This is a genomic window from Jannaschia formosa, from assembly GCF_003340555.1.
GTDB classification, from domain to species: domain Bacteria; phylum Pseudomonadota; class Alphaproteobacteria; order Rhodobacterales; family Rhodobacteraceae; genus Jannaschia; species Jannaschia formosa.
This window is the reverse complement of the sequence record NZ_QPLJ01000079.1, coordinates 1-1,752: the sequence shown is the minus strand read 5'-3', so window position 1 is coordinate 1,752 and position 1,752 is coordinate 1. Positions and strand designations below refer to the sequence as shown.

Genomic DNA, 1,752 nt, shown 5'->3' with positions numbered 1-1,752 from the left:
GGCCCGAGCGCAGCACGAAGACGATCCCCCGCAGGGCATCCCGGTCCGGCACGCGCGGCCGTCCGCCCTTCGGCTTGGGCGGCTCTTCGGGCAGCAACGGCTCCACCGCCGCCCACATCTCGTCACTCACAAGTTCATGTCTCATGCCTCGTGAATCCACGAGACGCAGATCGGTTTCGTTAGGCGCTCTTAGCATCACAACGAAAGCCGCCTGATCATGCCCTCAGGCCATCCGGGAAATTACACCAGCTTGACGGACGTGACCGGAGATGGACGATCCTCGGTTCCGATAGTTCCCAACCGGACGCGCCTGTTCGTGTCCAGGCGCCTTGCCCTCCTGTTGACCGACTCCTGATCCCTGATCCGACGCGCGGCATTCCCTGTTTCTGACGGAACAGGGAACGGGCCGGAAGTCCCTGACAACGCCCGGCAAACGCCGCCCGCGCCGCCGGAATTCTGGCGCTCCGAGCTGCAGTTCCTCAATCTTCCCTAATCTTTCCCTTCAAACCTGGACGGAAGCGCAGACCGGTTCGCAGATGACTGGCTGCACAGCCAGACACGCCCCTCCGCGACGCATCCGGCTGCCGTAGCGCGCGTCGGATCCGGGGCTTTTGACCCTATGTCCCTGATTCCGAAAGAATGACCAGCCGCTCGCGGCTCAGATTACGGCTGGAGTTCTTGTTGCGCGGTGCGAGGTGTGGGGCGGGTCGATCAGAGGGTGCCGACCAAGACCTCGTCCCGCCCCGCGGGCGCGTCTGTCAAGGCGATCCTCGGCCCGACCCCGCGCTTGCGCAGTGGGAACGGAGGCTTCGAGACGAAGCCGTCCGCATCGCGTCCATCCGGAATGGTCCCGGAGCAGGTGGCGCTGGCCTCCACATCGAGCGTAACCGTCAGGCGCCGCTACGATCGGGTGGCACGATGATGGCAGTCTACCACCACATCACGAGACTGAACAGCTAGGACGTGTCGCGTTCGATGATCTTCGAGAACAGGCTGTCATCCTCGTGCAGCAAAGCAAGCTCGTGCTCCTCGAACTTGCCGAAGAACTCCTCCCACGAGATCTCGACCAAGTCGTCGTGTTCGGAGTTCGGCGCGTCAGGGAACATGATGCGGATGATGCCGGCGTCCTCGTCGCTATGCGTCGGCTTCACGGCGGCAGGCTTGCCGCCTTTGCTCTCCACCCATTCGCGGATTGCGTTGTGATCGATCGTTGTCTTGGCCATGGCTGGTCCTCGGTGTGTTCCTGATGGGAACGAAGCTGCGCGCGTGACGTTCCATCCTGTTCGAAGACACGGCGCAGATCAGACCTCTGGCGAAGTGGTCGCCGACCGGACCGAACTGGGTTGTCCGACAGTCCTTCGCTCGACCACCTCAGCTTATGGCCGCCTCAAAGGGCGAGTCGGAACAGGGCGTCCCACCAGTCCGGCCAGCGCATTTTGGATGGCGTGTGCGTGCGCGTGCGTGTCGCGTCAACAATCGTACGCGGCTCTTCGCGGGTCTGCCTTGCAGGGGCGAGGATCGGAGGTGCTGTCTCGAAGGTGGTGGAAATCGGTTCGACGCGATCTCCGGCGCTTTCAGCGTCACGGTTTCACGCGGCGAGGTCACTCGTTTGATCGGTCAGGGGGGCTGATAGCGTCTCCCAGCCGTCAACCTTGCGCATTGTGATCTGGCCCGATGCCAGCAGCGCCCAGAACAGCATCGGCGCGGTCTCGGCCTCGGGCAGCACGGTCTGGGTCTTGATCCGGCGCTTGA

2 protein-coding genes and 1 pseudogene are annotated in these 1,752 nt (G+C 63.4%); all 3 read right to left on the bottom strand.

From position 1 onward, the window contains the following. On the bottom strand, nt 1–145 hold a 145-nt coding region (locus DR046_RS22840), incomplete at its 3' end, for a transposase (protein ID WP_167767269.1). Nucleotides 146–956: 811 nt separating this feature from the next. Next, on the bottom strand, nt 957–1,223 hold the full coding sequence (locus DR046_RS22835; RefSeq protein WP_115384625.1) for a hypothetical protein: 267 nt from the start codon (nt 1,221–1,223) through the stop codon (nt 957–959). Between the two features lie 365 nt (nt 1,224–1,588). Beyond that, nucleotides 1,589–1,752: pseudogene (locus tag DR046_RS22830) on the bottom strand (IS256 family transposase); the annotation flags it as partial.

Excerpts from the sequence above, each read along its gene's own strand:
- DR046_RS22835 (WP_115384625.1), bottom strand. The coding sequence starts at position 1,223 with ATGGCCAAGACAACGATCGATCACAACGCAATCCGCGAATGGGTGGAG.